This is a genomic window from Salinispora fenicalii, from assembly GCF_000514815.1.
GTDB lineage: Bacteria > Actinomycetota > Actinomycetes > Mycobacteriales > Micromonosporaceae > Micromonospora > Micromonospora fenicalii.
On record NZ_AZWQ01000009.1, the window covers coordinates 62977 to 79243 of the forward strand.

At 70.5% G+C, this 16267-nt stretch carries 13 protein-coding genes and 1 pseudogene; 3 read left to right on the plus strand and 11 right to left on the minus strand.

Translation table 11 applies throughout. From position 1 onward, the window contains the following. The first annotated feature begins 81 nt into the window (after positions 1–81). Positions 82–1818 carry a glycoside hydrolase family 3 protein gene (locus B116_RS0101875; protein WP_027659050.1) on the plus strand — a complete coding sequence of 579 codons (1737 nt, stop codon included), beginning with the start codon at positions 82–84 and terminating at the stop codon, positions 1816–1818. A 44-nt stretch (positions 1819–1862) separates the two neighbouring features. Here the strand turns inward: B116_RS0101875 and B116_RS0101880 are convergent, their stop codons facing one another. From B116_RS0101880 to B116_RS0101910, 7 genes and pseudogenes are all read right to left on the minus strand, one after another. Continuing rightward, a complete protein-coding gene (locus tag B116_RS0101880; RefSeq protein ID WP_188115982.1) occupies positions 1863–2540 on the minus strand; it encodes a lipoprotein in 678 nt (225 codons plus the stop codon). A 118-nt stretch (positions 2541–2658) separates the two neighbouring features. After that, on the minus strand, positions 2659–4083 hold the full coding sequence (locus B116_RS0101885) for an acyl-CoA carboxylase subunit beta (RefSeq protein ID WP_027659052.1): 1425 nt from the start codon (positions 4081–4083) through the stop codon (positions 2659–2661). Positions 4084–4105: 22 nt separating this feature from the next. Continuing rightward, positions 4106–5332 (minus strand): beta-ketoacyl-ACP synthase II, encoded by a 1227-nt coding sequence (gene fabF / locus B116_RS0101890; protein ID WP_018721360.1) that lies wholly within the window; start codon positions 5330–5332, stop codon positions 4106–4108. A gap of 2 nt (positions 5333–5334) precedes the next feature. Then, positions 5335–5574 carry an acyl carrier protein gene (locus tag B116_RS0101895; RefSeq protein ID WP_012183711.1) on the minus strand — a complete coding sequence of 80 codons (240 nt, stop codon included), beginning with the start codon at positions 5572–5574 and terminating at the stop codon, positions 5335–5337. 72 nt (positions 5575–5646) lie between these two features. Next, complete coding sequence (locus B116_RS0101900) at positions 5647–6591, minus strand: beta-ketoacyl-ACP synthase III (protein ID WP_018721361.1); 945 nt, start codon at positions 6589–6591, stop codon at positions 5647–5649. A gap of 40 nt (positions 6592–6631) precedes the next feature. After that, the gene (locus B116_RS0101905) at positions 6632–7801 is read right to left on the minus strand and encodes an acyltransferase domain-containing protein (protein WP_027659053.1); all 1170 of its coding nucleotides are present in this window, start codon (positions 7799–7801) and stop codon (positions 6632–6634) included. 105 nt (positions 7802–7906) lie between these two features. Beyond that, a pseudogene (locus B116_RS0101910) lies at positions 7907–9284 on the minus strand (PucR family transcriptional regulator). 81 nt (positions 9285–9365) lie between these two features. Between B116_RS0101910 and B116_RS28720 the strand changes: the two are divergent. Continuing rightward, a complete protein-coding gene (locus B116_RS28720) occupies positions 9366–9689 on the plus strand; it encodes a hypothetical protein (protein ID WP_026321544.1) in 324 nt (107 codons plus the stop codon). Between the two features lie 77 nt (positions 9690–9766). On the opposite strand, the gene B116_RS0101920 is transcribed toward B116_RS28720, so the two are convergent. Both B116_RS0101920 and gltX read right to left on the minus strand, forming a co-directional pair. Next, a complete protein-coding gene (locus B116_RS0101920) occupies positions 9767–10417 on the minus strand; it encodes a hypothetical protein (RefSeq protein WP_027659055.1) in 651 nt (216 codons plus the stop codon). A 255-nt stretch (positions 10418–10672) separates the two neighbouring features. Further along, positions 10673–12082, minus strand: a complete 1410-nt coding sequence (gene gltX, locus B116_RS0101925; RefSeq protein ID WP_027659056.1) for a glutamate--tRNA ligase — start codon at positions 12080–12082, stop codon at positions 10673–10675. 189 nt (positions 12083–12271) lie between these two features. On the opposite strand from gltX, the gene B116_RS0101930 reads away from it, so the two are divergent. Then, entirely contained in the window at positions 12272–12718 is a 447-nt protein-coding gene (locus tag B116_RS0101930; protein WP_012014582.1) for an SRPBCC family protein, read from the plus strand. A 110-nt stretch (positions 12719–12828) separates the two neighbouring features. On the opposite strand, the gene B116_RS0101935 is transcribed toward B116_RS0101930, so the two are convergent. Then, positions 12829–13365 (minus strand): hypothetical protein, encoded by a 537-nt coding sequence (locus tag B116_RS0101935; RefSeq protein ID WP_223874494.1) that lies wholly within the window; start codon positions 13363–13365, stop codon positions 12829–12831. A gap of 98 nt (positions 13366–13463) precedes the next feature. Further along, on the minus strand, positions 13464–16202 hold the full coding sequence (gene aceE / locus B116_RS0101940) for a pyruvate dehydrogenase (acetyl-transferring), homodimeric type (RefSeq protein ID WP_027659058.1): 2739 nt from the start codon (positions 16200–16202) through the stop codon (positions 13464–13466). Between the last annotated feature and the right edge of the window lie 65 nt (positions 16203–16267).

Below are 16267 nucleotides of genomic sequence, written 5' to 3' on the forward strand. Positions count from 1 at the left end.
GGTGAGGGCGCTACGTGTTTCGGTGGCGGCCACTCGGCGCGGGTAGGGTCGACTTGCCCCGACCGGCGTCGAGAGAGTGGGATGACTCGCGTGTCGATACCTTCACGACGTGGCGGTGTCGCGGTCATCGCGCTGGCCGCACTCACTGCCCTGCTCCTTGCCGGCTGCACCGGCGGTCCGGGGCGCGCGCAGCCGACCCCAGCGCCGAGTGGCCCAGCGGCTGGCTCGCCGCCCACAGGTTCGGTTGACGATCCGGCGGCCAGTGCCGCTGCCCTGGCCAACTCGCTGGCGGATGAGGATCTCGTCGGCCAGGTATTGATGCCGTACGCCTACGGCGCCGCCGCCGATCAGGTCTCGGCCGGCTCGGCCGCCGGCAACCAGGAACTGGCCGGCGTCGACACCCCCGCCGAAATGATCGCGAAGTACCGCCTCGGCGGGCTCATCCTCGTTGGTTTCAGCGCGGATGACCCGACCAGCGGCAACCAGGAAACCACCAACGTCGACAACCCGGAACAGGTCCGGGAGTTGACCACCGGGCTGCGGTCCGCCGCCGCCGGCCTGGCCACCGGCGCGGCGCCGTTTCTGATCGGCACCGATCAGGAGTACGGGGTGGTCACCCGGATCACCGACGGGGTCACCCTGCTGCCCAGCGCGTTGGCCACGGGGGCGGCCGGCAAACCGGAGCTGACCGAGGCCGCTTGGCGGGCTGCCGGCACCGAACTCGCCGCGATGGGCGTCAACATGGACTTCGCTCCTGTCGCCGACGTACTGGTCACCCCCAGCGCCGTGATCGGGTCCCGGTCGTACGGCGCCGACCCGTCAGTGGTGGCCGATCAGGTCAGCGCGGTGGTGAGCGGTCTGCAGGCGACCGGTGTTGCGGCAACCCTGAAGCACTTTCCCGGCCATGGGCATAGCGCCACCGACTCCCACGAGGCGCTGCCGGTGCTGCCGCAGCCCCGCACCGTGCTTGAGCTGGAGGCCTGGCGTCCCTTCGCGGCTGGTATCGGGGCCGGCGCCCTCGCCGTGATGTCCGGGCACCTCGACGTCCGCGCGGTCGACCCGGGCACCCCGGCGACGTTCTCGCACACCCTGCTCACCGAGGTGCTTCGGGGCGAGCTTGGCTTTCAGGGGGTGGTGATCACCGACGGGATGAACATGGCCCCTGCCAAGCGCTGGTCGCCCGGTGAGGCCGCGGTCCGTGCCCTGAAGGCCGGCAACGACCTGATCCTCATGCCCCCGAATGTCGGCCAGGCGTACGACGGGCTGCTCGCCGCGCTGCGTGACGGCTCGTTGCCCCGGACCCGGCTGGTGGAGGCGGTGACCCGGGTACTGACCATGAAGTTCACTCTGGCCGGTGCGGCCACCCCGAAACTGGATGTGGTCGGTGCGCCGGCCCACCAGGCGGCGGCCACCGAACTCGCCACCGCCGCGGTGACCGCGCTACGCGGCCCATGTGGCAGCCCGGTCTCCGGGCCGGTCACCGTGACCGCTTCCGCCGGCCGGGAGCACACCCGGGCGACGCTGATCGAGAAGCTGACTGCGGCCGGGGTACCGGTGACCGACACCGGCGGTGCCGTGATCCACCTGGTCGGCTACGGCGACAGCGCCGACGATCTGAGCGCCGACGCCGCCGTGACCGTCGCCATGGACACCCCGTACCTGTTGGCCGAGGCGGACTCCCCGGCGTTGCTGGCGACCTACTCGTCGAGCCCGGCGTCGATGACCGGACTGGCCCACGTGCTCGCCGGCGAGGCCACCCCGGCCGGCCGCGCATCGGTGCCGGTGTCCGGCCTGCCCGCCACGACCTGCGGCAGCTGAGTGACCCGGTCGGCCGGGGCCAGCCGGTCGGCCGGTCGGGGGGGTCAGCCCGCGGTACGCAACCCCTGTACCGCCAACCGATACACCGGCAGTAGGTCGGAGTGGTCGGCGAGCAGGCTCTCGTTGGTCACGAACAGCAGGGCTTGCCCGTTGGCCGAGACGGCCGTTCCCCAGCTTCGGCTGTCCTCGTCAAGCGCGTTTTGGCTGACCCAGGTCGCCTCCACACCGGTGAGATCATTGACGGTCAGGTCGCGGAACTGCGCCTCGGTGGCCTGATCGAGCGACGTGTCGGCGAGGAAGGCGTCCAGGGCCGCCCGGGGTGTGACGCCCTGCTCGGTGGTCCAGACCCGAAGGAAACCGCCGCCTAGGCCGCGGCCCACCTCGCACTGTACGGTGGCGCCCCCGCGCAGCGTCATTATCGCCGCCATCTCGGCGGCCAGCTCCGGGTCAGCGGCGGTAGTCGGGTCCAACTCGATGGTCTCGGCCTGCCAGCCCTCGGCGACCGGGAAGGTGACCGGCAGCGGGCACGGCCCGTCCGCGCCACCGGCGGCACCCTCGGCGTCGGCTGGGGTGATCTCGTCGTACCAGGGTTCGCCGACGGCGGTGTTCTCGGCCGGCGCCGGCTCGTCGGCCGGATTCTCCTCCGCGCCGCAGCCGGCCGGCACCAGGAGGGCGAGAACGGCCAGTGTGGCCGGTAGACGATGACGCAGCACAGTACACATCCCCAGGATCGAACTGGACCGACACTGTGCAGCGTGCCGGCCACCCACTGGGATAGAGGTATACCGCAGCCCCCGGACACCGCGGTTTCAGCGGTACCCGGGGGCCGTCGGAGGTCCGCTAGAGCGGGATGTTGCCGTGCGCGCCGCGGCCGGCTGGTGCCCCCGCGAGAGCCTCAGCGATCTGCCGGCGGGTCTCGGCCGGCTTGATGACGTTGTCGACCACACCGATCTCCAACGCGCGGTTCACTCCACCCGCGACCCGGATCTGCTCCTCGATCAGCTCGGCGCGCAGCGCCTCGCGCTCCTCCGGTGGGGCGGCAGCCAGCTTCTTACGGTGCAAGATGTTCACCGCCGCGCTGGCGCCCATCACCGCGACCTCCGCGTTCGGCCAGGCGAAGACCGCGGTCGCGCCCAGGGAACGGGAGTTCATGGCGATGTACGCGCCGCCGTACGCCTTGCGGGTCACCAGCGTTACCCGCGGCACGACCGCCTCGGCGAAGGCGTGCAGCAGCTTCGCGCCGCGCCGGACCACCCCGTCCCACTCCTGGCCCAGCCCGGGCAGGTAGCCGGGAACGTCAACGAGCACGATCAGCGGTACGCCGAGCGAGTCGCACATCCGCACGAAGCGGGCCGCCTTCTCGGCGCTGGACGCGTCGAGGCAGCCGCCGAGCCGCAGCGGGTTGTTGGCGATCACTCCGACCGTCCGGCCGGCGAACCGCCCCAGGGTGGTGACGATGTTCGGGGCCCACTTGGCGTGCAGCTCGACACCGGGCGCGTCGAGCAGTGCCTTGACCACCGGCTTGACGTCGTACGCCCGGTTGGTCTCGGCCGGCATCTTCGCGGCCAGGTCGTGCCCCTCCTCGGCGGTGGCCGGCACATCGTCTGGGCAGAGCCGACCCTGGTGGCCGAGGAGCGCCGCGAGCTGGCGCGACTCGGCCAGCGCCTCCGCATCGTCCCGGCACGTCACGTGGACGACGCCGGAGCGTCGGCCGTGCGGTTCGGGACCACCGAGGCGGGCCATGTCGACCTGCTCGCCGGTGACGCTGCGGACGACCTCCGGGCCGGTCACGAAGATCCGGCCGGCACCGCTCATCACCACGATGTCGGTGAGCGCCGGCCCGTAGGCGGCGCCCCCCGCGGCGGGACCGAGCACGACGGAGATCTGTGGCACCCGGCCGGAGGCACGGACCATGGCGGCGAAGACCTGACCGACCGCGTCGAGCGCGACCACGCCCTCGGCGAGCCGGGCTCCGCCGGAGTGCCAGAGCCCGAGCACGGGCACCCGCTCCCGGACGGCGGTGTCAATCGCGTCAACGATGTGTCGGCAGCCGTCAAGGCCCATCGCGCCACCCATCTTCGTGGCGTCGGTGGCGTACGCGATGGCCGGTGTGCCCTCGATCTCGCCACGGGCACAGAGCACGCCGGAGGTGTCGCGGGGGGCGAGTAGGCGGAGCGTGCCCGCGTCGAACAGGGACCGGAGCCGCAGCTCCGGATCCCGATAGTCCACGGTAGACGTATCGGGGCCGGCAACAGTGGTGGTCACGTGAGCCTCCAAGGCTGTGGTCTCAGGCCCGCGTGAAGACGAGAGCCACGTTATGCCCGCCGAAGCCGAAGGAGTTGTTCAGCGCAGCGGGGATCTCCAGGTGGCGCGCTTTGTTGGCGGCCACATCCAGGTCGAGACCGTCGTCCGGGTCGTCCAGGTTGATCGTGGGCGGTACCACGCCATCCCGGATCGCCAGGATCGTGGCGATCGACTCCAGTGCGCCGGCCGCGCCGAGCAGGTGCCCGGACATCGACTTCGTCGCCGTCAGGACTGGGTGGTCGCCCAGCGCCTGGCGCAGTGCCTTGATTTCGGCCAGGTCGCCGACCGGGGTTGACGTCGCGTGGGCATTGACGTGCATGATGTCGCGCCGGTCGATGTCCGCGTCGGCGATCGCCTTCGCGATGGCCCGAACCGCGCCGGCGCCCTCCGGGTGCGGCTGAACGATGTCGTAGCCGTCGGAGGTTATTCCGGCGCCGGCGAGCCGGGCATACACCCGGGCGCCGCGGGCCGCGGCGTGGTCGGCGCGTTCCAGCACGATCGTCCCAGCACCCTCGCCGAGCACAAAGCCGTCGCGGGCCTTGTCCCAGGGGCGCGAGGCCTTCTCCGGCTCGTCGTTGCGGGTGGACATCGCCCGCATCGAGGAGAAGCCAGCGATCGGCAGCTGGTGGATGACTGCCTCGGTGCCGCCGGCCACCACCACATCGGCGCGCCCGGCGCGGATCATGTCCATGCCGAGGGTGATCGCCTCTGCGCCGGTGGCGCAGGCGCTGGCCACGCAGTGCACGCCCGCCTGGGCGCCCAGCTCCAGGCCGACCCAGGCGGCGGGGCCATTCGGCATCAGCATCGGAATGGTGTGCGGGGAGACCCGCCGCGGACCGGACGCTTCGAGGATGTCGTCCTGGGCGAGCAGGGTCAGTGCGCCGCCGATGCCCGAGCCGACGCTGACGCCGAGCCGCTCCGGGTCCAGCCCGGAGTCGGCGAGACCGGCATCCGCCCAAGCCTGGTGCGCGGCGATGATCGCGATCGCCTCGGAGCGGTCCAACCGGCGCAACTTGACCCGGTCCAGCAGTCCAGCCGGGTCGACTGCGAGCTGGGCAGCGATCCGGACCGGTAGCTGTTCGGCCCAGTCCGGGGTGAGCGCACTCACCCCGGACTGGCCATTGAGCATGGCGTCCCAGGTTGACGCGACGTCCCCGCCCAGCGGGGTGGTCGCGCCGAGACCGGTGACGACGACGTCAGTATGGGCCATGGTCAGGACTGCGCCTCGATGTAGCTGACGGCGTCCCCGACGGTCTTCAGGTTCTGCACCTCGTTGTCCGGGATCTTGACGCCGAACTTCTCTTCGGCGGCCACCACGACCTCCACCATCGACAGCGAGTCGACGTCCAGATCGTCGGTGAAGGACTTCCCCTCGGCCACGTCGTCCGGGGTCACCCCGGCAACCTCTTCGAGGATCTCGGCGAGGCCGGTGGTGATCTCGTCACGGGTCATTGCTGTTGGTTCCTCTCATCGGGGTTGCTTCGCCGCGGTGGCGAAGGGTGGCGTGCTACCGCACACCGGGTCTCAGGGGCAGCGGATGACCTGACCGGCGTAGGTCAGGCCACCGCCAAAGCCGAACAGCAGCACTGGTGCACCGGAGGGCACCTCACGCCGCTCCACCAGCTTCGACAGGGCCAGGGGGATGCTCGCCGCCGAGGTATTGCCGGACTCGACCAGGTCCTTGGCGACGATCGCCTGCGGGATGTTGAGGCGCTTGACGATGCCGTCGATGATGCGGGTGTTGGCCTGGTGTGGCACGAACGCCGCCAGCTCCGACGGGGCGACTCCGGCCCGCTCGCACGCCTGGAGTGCGAGCGGCGCCAGCGCGGTGGTGGCCCAGCGGAAGACGGTCTGTCCTTCCTGCCGCACGTACGGGCGCCATCCCTCGATGCGGACCGCGTCGCCGCGCTCCGGCACCGAGCCCCACACCACCGGGCCGATGCCGGTCGGCTCATCGGCCCCGGTGGCGGTGACCACCGCGGCCCCCGCCCCGTCGCCAAAGATGATGCACGTCGAACGGTCCGTCCAGTCGGTGAAGTCGGAGAGCTTTTCCGCGCCGATGACGATGGCGTTCCGCGCCGCGCCGGCCTGGACCGCGTGGTCGACCGTGCCGAGGGCGTACGCGAAGCCGGAGCAGGCGGTGTTGAGGTCGAACGCGCCGGGCGAGGTGATGCCGAGCTTGGCCGCGACCCGGGAGGCGACGTTCGGGCTGCGGTCGACCGAGGTGCAGGTGGCCACCACGACGAGGTCGATGTCGGCGGCGGTCAGGCCGGAGCCGGCCAGCGCCTTGCCAGCGGCGGCGGCGGCCATGTCGGTGACCGTCTCGCCGTCGGCGATCCGGCGGTTGACGATGCCGACCCGGTCGCGGATCCACTCGTCGCTGGTCTCCACCAGCTGGGCGATCTCGTCGTTGGTCACCACCCGGGATGGCTGGTAGTGGCCGAGCGCAACGATCCGGCTGCCCGTCATCAAGGGTGTCCTTCCCTATGCGGCCATGGGTACCGCGATGTCATGTGTGGCCGCCGATTCGGGCCAGCGGCTGGCCCGGGGCCACCGGGTCGTCGTGGTGGGCGAGCCACTCGGTGAGTAGGCCGCTGTCGTGTGCGGTGACCTCGACCGAGCCCTGCCGGGTGGCGACGTGGCCGATGATCTGACCGGCGCGTAGGTCAACGCCCTCGGTCAGCTCGTCAGCGGGGACGAAGGTGCCGGCGGCGGGGGATACCACGACCCGGAACTGGATGATCGGCTCGTGGCCACCAAGGCCGCTGTGCCGGGCGATCAAGTCCCGCGCGGCGGGCAGGTCGTCGGGCGTGTTGAGGGTGACGATCTCCGGGGCGGCCTCGCCCTTCAGCTCCCGCTTGACCAAGCCGGCGAGGGTGCCGGCCGGGGGTAGCTCAATCACCGCGGTCACGCCGAGGTCGGCGAGGGTGCGCAGGCACAGGTCCCAACGGACCGGGGCGGTGACCTGGCGGATCAGCCGCTGCACCATCTCCCGGCCGTGGTTCACGGCGGCGCCGTCGAGGTTCGACAGCAGGATGTGAGTTGGATCGGTGGGAGTGACGCCGGCAGCCACGGTGGCCAGGGCGGCCTCGGCCGGAGCCATGTACGGCGTGTGGAAGGCGCCGGCCACCTGGAGCTGGCGGACGCGGGCGCGGGCGGGTGGCTCGGCGGCGAGTCTTTCCAGTCCGCCGAGGGAGCCGGCGGCCACGACCTGGCCGGCGCCGTTGCGATTGGCGGGGTGTAGCCCGTGTTTTTCGATAGCGGCGAGCACCTCGCCGGGGTCGCCGCCGAGTAGGGCGGCCATCCCGGTCGGTTCCAGCGCGCAGGCAGCTGCCATCTCGCGCCCCCGGACGGCGGCTAGAGTGACCGCGGCCTCCGGTGTGAGCACTCCGGCGAGCGAGGTCGCGCCCAGTTCCCCAACGCTGTGGCCGGCGGTGAGTGCGACATCGTGCATCGGCAGCTGCTCGGCGGCGAGCAGCGCCGCGGCAACGAGCAGCGGCTGGGTGCGGGCAGTGTCTTTGATCTCGTCAGCGTCCGCGGCGGTGCCGAGGTGCACCAGGTCGACCCCGGCGAGCGCGGACCACCAGCGCAACCGCGCCTCGGTGCCGGGCAGGTCGAGCCAGGGGGTCAGGAAGCCGGGTTTCTGTGAACCCTGGCCGGGGGAGAGTACGGCGAGCACGGATATGACTCTCCCGGATTTGCGCGAGTAGCGCTGTGCCGCCTGGCACCAAACCGCACTAGAACCTTTGGAGGAATCCTACAAAGATCTACGGGCATCGTCAGTTTATTGCCCTGTTCTGGGAGTAATCTGGCTGGTTGTCCGGTTCGGTGTCTGGGCGACTACTGGGTCTAGTCGGCCGACGGTGAGCGCCACTTGGAGCGCGTACGCGTCCCGTGCCGCGAGGGGCGACAGCCCGGTCACCTCGGCCACCCGCCGCAGCCGGTACCGCACCGTGTTCGGGTGTACGAACAGCGCCCGGGCCGCGCTCTCCAGGGTGCCGCCGGCGGTGAAGAAGGCGTCCAGGGTCTCCAGCAACTCGCCGCCGGAGCGGGCCAGCGTGGCGTACACGTCGTGCCGCAGCCGGCGGCGGGCCTCGGCATCGCCGGCGAGCGCCCGCTCCGGTAGCAGGTCGGCGGCGGGCACCGGTCGGGGTGCGGCCGGCCAAGCGGGGGCGGCCCGGAATCCGGCGAGCGCGGCCCGGGCGGAGTCGGTGGCCTCGTCCAGGCTCGGCACGGCCGGGCCCACCACGACCGGGCCGGTACCGAAGGCGTCGAGTAGCTTGCCGGTGGCGGCCAGCGGATCGGCCACCCCGCCGAGCACGATGACCAGGCGGTCGCCGTGCACGCCGCCGATCACCTCGGCACCGATACGCCGGGCCAGTCGGTAGACGGTGTGCAGCACGGCGGAGACCTCCCCGCCGGGGGAGCGGCCCACCGCCACCGCCACCGGGGGCGCGTCCGCCCAGCCCAGCGCCGCCGCCCGGCTGGCCAGGACATCTGGTGAGTCGCCCCGTAGCAGCGCGTCAACCAGTAGGGCCTGGAGTCGGGCGTCCCAGGAACCACGAGACTCGGCGGCCCGCGCGTACACCCGGGCGGCGGCGAACGCGATCTCCCGGGAGTAGCGCAGCACCACATCCCGTAGCTGCTGCTCCTCACCGGGAGCGGCGAGGGTCGGGACCCGTTCCTCCACCACATCGATGGTCACCTTGATCAGGGCTACCGTCTGTTGGAGGCTGATGGAGCGGGCCAGGGCTTGCGGTGCGGTCGCGAAGACTTCGTCGGAGACCTCCTGGGTGCTGTCCGCGGTGCCGCCGCCGGCGCGCAGCCACTGCACCAGGGATCGGGCACCAGCCTGCGCCACCAACATGACCCAGGAGCGTTGGTCGGCCGGGAGCTCGCGGAACCAGGGCAGTGTCTCATCCATCCGCGCCACGCTGGCGGTGGCGAGCGCTCCCGCAGCCCGCTCGATTCGGCGCAGAGTGGCCGCCAGCTCGGTTCCCGGCTCGTTCACTGCCCTAGCCTGACACGTCGCTACCTGCGGTGTTGTGCCGGGTAAGCGGGGGCTGCCGGCGGTATACGGGTGGCCTTCCCGGTCTACCCGGAAGGCCGCATCGGTCTTGATTCGCGTCGATTTGAAATGTGACCTGGTACGCGCGCCGCACCGCCTGTCGGTCCCGGCCAGTACGGTGACAGGGCACGCCGGGGCAGCGCCGGCGTGCGACGGCGAGGGTGAGGAGACCTGGATGGCGCACGGGGAGGCCGAGCGCGGCTGTGCCCAGGACGGGCACTGCCGGCCGGGCCACCACGAGTTGCCGGCAACCAAGAACCACCGGTGGCTTGGCGGCAGCGCGCCGGGCGAGACACCGAGTGGGCCCCTACCGGAGTGCGTTGATGACGATTCAGTGGTGCCGCGCCAACGGTCCGCCGAGTCGGTCGGATCGCCGCCGGGCCCGGTTCAGGGCTGTCTCAGCGGCCTGCCGGGCTGGGCGGGCGCGCACCGGCACGGCCCGGTTCGACCTCGGTCACGGGCTGGGCGTCCGGGCCGGCCCCCCAGCCGCTGGTGTTGACCCAGCGGTGGGGAAGCGGTCGCTGAAGGCAGTGCCCGCGCCCCGACCAGCTCGGCACCGGAGCCACGCCGACGGCGTCAGCGAGACCGACGCCGGATCAGCAGGGCGATCCCGGCCAGCCCGAAGGTGATCGTCAGCACGACGGCGACGTTGACCAGGAGCAGCCGAGGCAACCCGCTGAAGGCCTCGTTGATGTTCCCAGCGGGGTTAAGCGAATCTTCCGGAATCATCCGTTCGCTGCCGCCGGCCCCACCGCCGACCGTGTCCACCTGCCGTTCCAACGGCAGGCCAGCTTTCCGCAGCGTCTCCGACATGGTAAGCCGGCCGAAGAACCAGCCGGCGGCGGTCTTGTGCGAGTCCGGCTGCTTGGCCGGTCGATAGATGCGGGGCCCGCCGGTGGCCTTCGGGTACAGGTCGTAGGTCTGCTTGGGCTTGTCGCCGGCGAGCACGACGACGGTGTACTTCGGACCGCGGCCGGCCTGGTCCGGTTCGCTGCTTTGACCGGCGTTGCCGAGGAAGTTGACCTGGTCGATGACGGCCGCCACCTGGCTCGGGTGGGTGTCGGCGCTGAGGCGTAGCGGCTCCACCAGCCCGACGCCGGTGATCTCCACACCCGCAGGCGGCGGCTTCGACGTCGCCGACGCGGGTGCGGCCAGGCCGAGCGAGAGCACTCCCGCCGCGAGACCACTGGCCATGACGGCGGCCAACCGCCGGATGCTACGGACCATCGCTGCCTCCTCGCCCCCGTTCGATGGATGGCATCGCTGCGGGCTTCGTGCACGCGGATCGCCGTGGGCACCCGGATGCTAGGCCGGACGCCCCCACCTCAATAGACTCCGTCACGCGACAGCTGGCCACATCTCCTGGTGAAGAAATTTCAACTATCTGTGATCCTCCACCGAGGAGTAACCGATCGCGGTCGGTCGACCCGCGCATTTTACCTACCGCGCCGGACAATCGGACGGCAGGGTAGGTATCTCGCTTCAGGGGAGGCGGAGTCGGGCGGCCTGTAGGCGGGCCAGGGTGCGCTCGCGGCCCAGGACCTCGAGCGATTCAAAGAGGGGGAGGCCGACCCGGCGACCCGTTACCGCGACCCGGACGGGTGCCTGGGCCTTGCCCAGCTTCAGGCCGTGCTCCGCGCCGACCGCCTCCAGTGTCGACTTGGTCGAGTCCGCGTCCCACGAAGGCACTGCGGTGAAGGCGGCGATCACCGCGTCGAGCAGGTCGCCAGCGCCCTCCTTCATCGCCTTGGCCCATGCTCCTTCGTCAATCAGTGGCGAGTCGAGGAAGAGAAAGTCCACGTTGGGCACGATCTCGCTGAGCACTGCAATCCGGGTCTGCGCCAGCGGTGCCACCGCCGCGAACGCCTCGGCGTCGAACTCGTCCGGCTGCCACGGCGGAGGCGCGATGGTCGCGGTGCCGGTCAACCATGGCTGGCATGCCGCGATGAAATCGGCGACCGGCAGCGCTCGGATGTACTCGCCGTTGAACGCGCGTAGCTTCTTCTCGTCAAAGAAGGCCGAGGAGGGATTCACCCCCTCCAGCCGGAACTCCTCCTCAATTGCCGGCCAGGGCACGATCTCCCGGTCGCCGGCCGGCGCCCAGCCGAGCAGCATCAGGTAGTTGCGCATCGCGTCGGCCAGATAGCCCTCGTCGCGGTACGCCTCCAGGGCCACCTTGTCGCGGCGCTTGGACAGCTTCTGCCGTTTCTCATTGACGACGACCGGGACGTGCGCCCACACCGGCGGCTTCACGCCGAGTGCCTCCCAGAGCAGCTGCTGCTTCGGCGTGTTGGGTAGGTGCTCTTCGGCCCGGACGACGTGGGTGATCCCCATCGTCATGTCGTCCACCACATTGGCGAGCAGGAAGACCGGTGAACCGTCGCTCCGGGCGATCACGAAGTCCTCGATCAGCCGATTCTCGAAGGTTGGTTCACCGCGGATCAGGTCGACCACCACGGTCGCACCCTCGTCCGGGGTGCGGAAGCGGAGGGCGCGGCCGGCACCCGGTCCCAGATTCCGATCCCGGCAGAAGCCGTCGTAGCCGGTGTGTGCTGAGCCGGTACGGGCCTGTACGGCCTCCCGGGTGCAGTCGCAGTAGTACGCCCGTCCGGCCTCGTGTAGCCGGCTGGCGGCGGCGCGGTGCTCGGTCGCGTACGAGGACTGGAAGTAGGGCCCTTCGTAGCTGCCGCGCGCGATGCCGATCCACTCCAGCGCCGCCAGGATTCCCTCGGTCCACTCGGGCTTGTTGCGGGCCGCGTCGGTGTCCTCGATCCGGAGTACGAACACCCCGTCCTGCTGCTTGGCGAAGATCCAGTTCTGTAGGGCCGAGCGGGCACCGCCGACGTGGAACATTCCGGTCGGGGAAGGGGCGAAGCGCACACGTACCGTCACGCCCCCAAGCCTACGGCCGGCCGTACGGGCGTCCGGAAGGGCCCCTCGCCATCGGTGGCGGCCATACCGGTATCACACGGATGGAGGCAAGGGTCTTCGGCGTGTCTTCTACCTACCTGTCCGTTTAAGTCCGAAATTGCGCATAGAGTGCCGATATTGTGGGTTGTCTGCACTGGAGGAAGACGGAAAATGATCCTCGTGGAACGCAGCTCGCACGTAACCGCGCCGATCGAAGCGGTCTGGGGCGTCGTGCAGCGGGCTGAACAGCTACCGGCCTGGCTGGCCGGGGTCCGGGCGGCGGAAGTGCTCTCCGGGGAGGGCTTCGGCCGGCGGCAGCGGGTCCAGGCGGGGCGCGGCGCGGCCCATGAGGCCGAGGTGATCGCCTACCAGGAGCCGACCCTGATCGGTTGGCGGGAACGCGCCAAGGGCGCCGGTGCCCGAGCGGAGGCGCGCACCGAGATCTACGTCCAGCTCACCGCGGACGAGGCGGAGGGCGGGACGGTCGTGCGGCTGATCGTCGTACGCTGGCCGGCTGGTCCGGTCAAGGCCGCCCTGCTCCGGCTCGGCCTGCGTCGGGTCGGCGCCGACCTGGAGGACTCGCTCGCCCGGCTGACCGACCTGGCCGCCGTCGGCTGACCGGGCCTCGTCCTGGCGTCACCCGTACCGGCGGTGGCCCGGGGTCCTAGCCAGGGATCCGGGCCACCGCCACTGGGTAACTCCCACTCCCACTCCCGGGTACGGGGCGGTTAGCACTTCCTGCGAGCCTGGTCGCGGAACCGGGTCAGCGAGACGGCTTCGCCGCGATCGACCAACACCTGGTCCGGGCCGAGAGCCGCCAGTTGCGCGAGAGTGAATTTGATCGGCCGGGCACGCTCCGCCCGACCGTAGACGGCGACTGAATACTCCTGGCCCGGCTGGAAGGCGTCCAGGGTCTGCTGGTCGAGCTCCCAGCCCGAGGGCACCTGGAACAGGGGAACCTCCCCGACCAACTCTCGGGTGTCCTGGGAAATTCTCCACTTGCCGCTTGTGGTGCTGCCGACTGGGTACACACTCACCGAGGTGGCCGTGAAGGTGGGGCAGTCGGCCAGCACCAGAACCGCCGCTCCGTCGATGTTGCGTAGCGCCGCCACCGGCAGGGGTGCCGGGGTGCACCCGGCCAATCCGGCCGCGGTGGCGAGCACCAGGAGGGCACCGACCGGGCGGCGCCATCGCCTCGTCACCGCGGCCGCCAGGCCGGTGGCTACCGACCGGCTGGATCCATCATGGGCAGTACGCATCCACATGCGTTGAGTATCCGCATGAGGGGATGTGGACGGAACACCCGAGAGACGCCGCCGGCCCGGCGCGGAACACTCCGCGCCGGGCCGGTCGTGACCGTCGGTCAGCTGTCGCCGCCGGTCTCACCGACCGGGGCGGCTCCGATGTCATCGATGGCGTACTTCTTGGCCGCCTCGGCGGGAACCCCCGCCGGGACCGCGCCGCGGAGCGCGAGCTGCCGCAACGTCGCGACCACGATCGACTCCGCGTCCACGTGGAAGTACCGACGCAGCGCGTGCCGGGTGTCCGACATGCCGAACCCGCAGGTGCCGAGCGAGGTGTAGTCGCCGGGCACCCAGCGGGCAATCAGATCCGGCACCGCGCGCATCCAGTCGCTGACCGCGACCTTCGGTCCGTCGGCGTCGGCCAGCTTGGTGGTCACGTACGGGACCTGCTGCTGCTCGGTCGGGTTGAGCAGGTTGTGCTCCTCCGCCTGGACCGCGTCGCGGCGCAGCTCGGTCCAGGAGGTCACGGACCAGACGCTGGCGGCCACCCCCCAGTCCCGGGCGAGTAGGTCCTGCGCCTTGAGCGCCCACTGCATGCCGGTACCGGAGGCGAGCAGCTGTGCCGACGGGCCGTCCACCTGGGGCGCCGGCGCATACCGGTAGATGCCCTTACGGATGCCCTCGACGTCGATCTCTGCCGGCTCCGCCGGCTGCACGATCGGCTCGTTGTAGACCGTCAGGTAGTAGAAGATGTTCTCCTGCGCCTCGCCGTACATGCGGTGCAGGCCGTCTTCCACGATGTGCGCGATCTCGAAGGCGAACGCCGGGTCGTAGGCGACCACCGCCGGGTTGGTGGCGGCGATCAACAGCGAATGACCGTCCTCGTGCTGGAGGCCCTCGCCGTTGAGCGTGGTCCGTCCGGCGGTAGCGCCGAGCAGGAAGCCCCGGGCCATCTGGTCGGCCGCCGCCCAGAGCCCGTCCGCGGTCCGCTGGAACCCGAACATCGAGTAGAAGATGTACATCGGGATCATCGGCTCGTTGTGCGTGGCGTACGCGGAGCCGGCCGCGGTGAAGGAGGCGACTGAGCCGACCTCGTTGATGCCCTCGTGCAGGATCTGCCCGCTGGTCGCCTCCTTGTATGACAGGAACAGCTCCCGGTCAACCGAGGTGTAGCGCTGGCCGTGCGGCGAGTAGATCTTCCGCGTCGGGAAGAGCGAGTCCATCCCGAAGGTGCGGGCCTCGTCCGGGATGATCGGTACCCAGCGCCGGCCGAACTCCTTGTCCTTCATCAGGTCCTTGAGCAGCCGGACGAAGGCCATCGTGGTGGCCACCTTCTGCTTGCCAGAACCGCGCTTGACGTCGCTGAAGCTCTTCGAGCCAGGGATCGTGAGCCGCTTTGTGCCGGGCCGCCGGGAGGGCAGGTAGCCGCCGAGCTGCCGGCGCCGCTCGTGCAGGTACTCGAGCTCGTCGGACTTCGCCTCCGGCCGGTAGTACGGCGGCAGGTAGGGGTTCTCCTCCAGCGCCTTGTCCGGGATGTCCAAGTAGAGCCGGTCGCGGAAGGTCTTCAGGTCCTCCAGCGTCAGCTTCTTCATCTGGTGGGTGGCGTTGCGCCCCTCGAAGTGCGAGCCGAGCGTCCAACCCTTGATGGTCTTGGCCAGAATCACCGTCGGCTGCCCGGTGTGCTCCATCGCGGCCTTGTACGCCGCGTAGAGCTTCCGGTAGTCGTGGCCACCCCGCTTCAGGTTCCAGATCTCGTCGTCGCTGAGGTGCTCGACCATCTTGCGGGTCCGCGGGTCGCGGCCGAAGAAGTGCTCCCGGATGTACGCCCCGGACTCCGCCTTGTAGGTCTGGTAGTCACCGTCGGGCGTGGTGTTCATCAGGTTGACCAGCGCACCGTCGGTGTCCCGGGCGAGCAGTGGGTCCCACTCGCGGCCCCAGACGACCTTGATGACGTTCCAGCCGGCGCCCCGGAAGAACGCCTCCAGCTCCTGCATGACCTTGCCGTTGCCGCGGACCGGTCCGTCCAGGCGTTGCAGGTTGCAGTTGATGACGAAGGTGAGGTTGTCCAGCTCCTCCCGGGCGGCCGCGCCGATCGCGCCCAGCGTCTCCGGCTCGTCCATTTCACCGTCGCCGAGGAACGCCCACACGTTCTGGTCGGAGGTGTCCTTGATGCCGCGGTGGTGCAGGTAGCGGTTGAACCGGGCCTGGTAGATGGCGTTGACGCCGCCGAGGCCCATCGAGACGGTGGGGAACTCCCAGAAGTTCGGCATCAGCCGGGGGTGCGGGTACGACGGCAGCCCGCCGCCGGGGTGCGACAGCTCCTGGCGGAATCCGTCGAGCTGGTGCTCGCCGAGCCGGCCCTCGAGAAACGCCCGCGCGTACATGCCGGGGGAGGCGTGCCCCTGGTAGAAGAGATGGTCGCCGCCCCCCGGGTGGTCCTTACCCCGGAAGAAGTGGTTGAAGCCGACCTCGTAGAGCGAGGCCGAGCTGGCGAACGTCGAGATGTGCCCGCCGACGCCGATCTCCGGCCGCTGGGCCCGGTGCACCAACACCGCCGCGTTCCACCGGATGTAGGCCCGGATGCGCCGCTCGACGTGTTCGTCACCGGGGAACCAGGGCTCCTGCTCCGGAGCGATGGTGTTGATGTAGTCCGTGGTCGTCAGGGATGGCACCCCGACCTGACGCTCGCGGGCTCGTTCCAGCAGGCGCAGCATGACGTAGCGGGCGCGCTTCGTCCCGCGCTCGTCGATGACACCGTCGAGCGACTCGACCCATTCGCCGGTCTCGTCGGGGTCGATGTCCGGAAGCTGGCTCGGCAGACCGGCACTGATCACCGGGCGCTTGCGTTCCGTGGCCACAGGCGTTCCCTCGGTTGGATTTTGGTCAGGTTATAGGGCCATCCTGCCTTCTCGAGGCACTCCGC